Annotated in this window: 3 protein-coding genes and 1 pseudogene; 2 read left to right on the top strand and 2 right to left on the bottom strand. The window is 36.5% G+C overall.

Features of this window, described 5'->3' with window-relative positions:
• Positions 1-191, top strand: a pseudogene (locus OZD66_RS01750) (hypothetical protein); the annotation flags it as partial.
• Positions 192-543: 352 nt separating this feature from the next.
• Here OZD66_RS01750 and tsaD read toward each other — a convergent pair.
• The gene (gene tsaD, locus OZD66_RS01745; protein WP_182366980.1) at positions 544-1,551 is read right to left on the bottom strand and encodes a tRNA (adenosine(37)-N6)-threonylcarbamoyltransferase complex transferase subunit TsaD; all 1,008 of its coding nucleotides are present in this window, start codon (positions 1,549-1,551) and stop codon (positions 544-546) included.
• 134 nt (positions 1,552-1,685) lie between these two features.
• Here tsaD and OZD66_RS01740 point away from each other — a divergent pair, with 134 nt between their 5' ends.
• On the top strand, positions 1,686-1,898 hold the full coding sequence (locus OZD66_RS01740; RefSeq protein ID WP_220468210.1) for a hypothetical protein: 213 nt from the start codon (positions 1,686-1,688) through the stop codon (positions 1,896-1,898).
• 106 nt (positions 1,899-2,004) lie between these two features.
• Here OZD66_RS01740 and OZD66_RS01735 read toward each other — a convergent pair whose 3' ends face one another.
• Positions 2,005-2,742 carry a WD_0702 family putative metalloprotease gene (locus OZD66_RS01735; RefSeq protein ID WP_182366986.1) on the bottom strand — a complete coding sequence of 246 codons (738 nt, stop codon included), beginning with the start codon at positions 2,740-2,742 and terminating at the stop codon, positions 2,005-2,007.
• Between the last annotated feature and the right edge of the window lie 414 nt (positions 2,743-3,156).

Here is a 3,156-nt window from a genome sequence, read left to right as displayed (position 1 = left end):
AAGTTGATCGGCATGGCAGCATATCAAAGATGGGACCAGCGGAATGTAGAAGTATGTTATATGAAGCTGCACAAACAATGCTTACAGTTACCAAGAGGACATTTAAATTAAAAAACTGGGGTTGCGAAGAAAAAAGGAATGAAAAAAGCAATTGTAGCAGTAGCAAGAAAATTAGCTGTAATTATGCATAGGATGTTGGTTCATAAAACAGAATTTTATTATCAATAAACATCAAAAGAGCATAGGACAATAATTTTATTGAAAATAAAGATAGCAATGCCGATGGAAGGGACAAGCAAGAACTTAGTTAGACTTCGTGGTAAACATGTTGCCGTCCACTTCCGCCTAACAAGTATAATGCGGCTTGACAAATTTATTGTCATCTCAGACCGCGGAGAGAACCATATGCTACTTTTAACTTATATAAAATTACCAAGGATTATGGAGAAGATATGCTGTTTTGATTTGTGTGAAAATTATTGTTGACTTATGTGCAATTAGAGAACCTAAGTCACTTTAGCTATAATTCAGAATTGAGAGCTTTTAATAACTCTCTAACTCCCACTTAGGTCTTGGTGCAAAATTGAGAGAATCTATATAGCTTTTCTGTAACATTTCAATTCCTGCCCATCCAACCATTATTGCATTATCTGTACATAGGTTATTGGGAGGAAAAAATATGTTTAAGTTTGTGTGTTGTTTTAATTTTTCTCTCAAGAAATTATTTGCTGCAACTCCGCCGGTAATCACAAAGTCATTGATTTTGATATTTAAAGATTCGGCCATAATAATCGCATTACTAACCCTGTCCAGCAGTATGTCACTAATACACTCTTGAAACGAAGCACATACATCACACACATCTTGCTCGCTTATTTTAAGTTCTTGCACTAAGTTTTTTACTGCTGTTTTAATTCCAGAAAACGAAAAATTACATCCAGAACGTTTTATCATTGCCCTTGGCAATTTAAATCTTGCACCATTGCCTTTTTTAGCTAACTTTTCAATTAATGGCCCTCCGGGATAACTTAAACCCAGCATCTTAGCAACTTTATCAAATGCTTCTCCTAGTGAATCATCGAGCGTTTCTCCAAGTTTAATGTATTTACCTACATCCTGTGCAATTAAAAATTGACAGTGACCACCTGATATTAGTAGGACTAAAAATGGAAATTTTACCTCATGCAGTAACCTAATAACCAATGCATGCGCTTCTAAGTGATTCACTGCAATGAACGGTTTTTGTGCTACATGCGCAATTGCTTTAGCCATCATTGTACCAACTATTAATCCACCTATGAGTCCTGGTCCTGACGTTGCTGCAATTGCATTGAGGTCACAAAAGTTAAGGTTAGATTTTTCCACGACGCTTTTTATTAGACCACTTAAATGCTTCATATGAGCACGTGAAGCTATTTCAGGGATCACCCCACCACGTTTTTTGTGTTCTGCTTGGGAGAGAATTTCGTGAGCAAGGACTTGCTTGTCACTATTTACAATCGCTACTGCAGTTTCATCGCAGCTTGTTTCAACAGCTAAAATGGTTTTCATGTATATTCGAGCACTTTATTATCAAAACTATATCTTGAAACGCTGTAGAAGTTAACTGCAAAGTTAACTTCTACAGCTAAAAGATTTACCGACAACCGTCATCCCGCTGCTTGTTAGCTGATGAAATGCCGCGAATGAATCCACAACTGTACGAACATTATGATTTGAGAGCAATTTCCACTAGGAAGGTGTCATTCCAGTGCCTCTATGATGTCATCCCAGTGCTTGACACTGGGATCCAGCTTTTTCATAATCATCAAAATGTTGTATTTTTACATAAAATAGCTACTTTTATGCTTACCAACTTAATAAAATTCCTGGATCCCAGTGTCTGGGCACTGGGATGACACCCCACTGGTGGGAATTGCTCCCAAACTACAACTTTCGTACAGTTGTGGAATGAATCGCGGTATGACGGTTCGCGGCGGTATGACGTCTGGCCTGCACTATAAGCTAATCATCATCTCCAAATATAGAGCTAATTTTTTTGCCTCCAGGAGAAAATTTGTTAGTCCAACTGCTTTGCACTTTGGTTACGTCTTTAGTGGCAGTTTTATTGCTGTATTCCTTGATTTCCTTATCTATTCTCTCCATCATTTGTGGATCAAGGTAGCTCTTTTTCCATTGGTCAGTAGCAAGGAACACTTTGTTTAAGTCTTGAGTGCGGATTAAGTATTCCTTATCTTTAGGGTAAACCTCCTGCGCCCAAGCAAATAGCTCAAAATAGCGTGCAAATAATTCAGATGCACGTGATTTTGCAGTTTGATAAGCCTGTATCTCCTTAAATATAACTTGGCCGATAATTTTCTGCACAAGAATATTTGCTTGCTTTAGGTTCTGCTCAATATCCTGGTAAACTTTATGGAGGAATTCCTGCTCCAAATTTAAGTTCAGTTCATTTTCAACCATGTGTGAAAGTTCATGCACTATAATGTATGGGTTTGACTTCCTCAGTACAATAACATATCTATTTACACTGGAAGACCTGATTGTCTTACACACTCCCTCTTCCATATCCACTAATCCCTCTTGGTATATTTCAAATGAGAGCCTATTTTGCTTTATTAGTGATAAAGTGAGGTTTAATGTGTTTCTAAACTTCTCAAATTGATAGAGATATTCGACATACCGTATTGCATTTTCACTGCTTCCTACTTTAGTCGCTTGTTTTATTAAATTCCTGATTAGCATACCTTATTATTAAAGGAATTCTTTTTATACTCAAGAATTGATTGGCTACAAAGTGTTTTTAGGAAGCCTGATTGCATAGCTAAAGTAATTCAGGTTTACTGGTAACCGTCATACCGCGATTCATTCCATAGCTGTACGAACATTGTGATTTGAGAGCAATTTCCACAAGGGAGGATGTCATTCCAGTGCTTGGCACTGGAATGGCTTTGTTGCATCGCTACTTATGAAAGGCTAACTATAGTTAGGATTATAAGTAACCTATTGAAAATCTTGTTTTTTTGCAATCAATCTGATCAAATTTAAGAATAGTAATTTATTATTTACATTAATAAATTTAATTCTATTGAAAATAGCTAAAGCATTGAAATTCTTGAATTTTAGCCGGATTAGTGAGTGGTAGTGAAATTTCTTTTA

The sequence above is a fragment of the Wolbachia endosymbiont of Drosophila baimaii genome (assembly GCF_028982185.1).
Classification (GTDB): Bacteria; Pseudomonadota; Alphaproteobacteria; order Rickettsiales; family Anaplasmataceae; genus Wolbachia; species Wolbachia pipientis.
This window is presented reverse-complemented; position numbering and strand designations above follow the sequence as displayed.

Coding starts and splice junctions, on each gene's coding strand:
- OZD66_RS01735 (WP_182366986.1), bottom strand. CDS start 2,742: ATGCTAATCAGGAATTTAATAAAACAAGCGACTAAAGTAGGAAGCAGT.
- OZD66_RS01740 (WP_220468210.1), top strand. CDS start 1,686: ATGAATCCACAACTGTACGAACATTATGATTTGAGAGCAATTTCCACT.
- tsaD (WP_182366980.1), bottom strand. CDS start 1,551: ATGAAAACCATTTTAGCTGTTGAAACAAGCTGCGATGAAACTGCAGTA.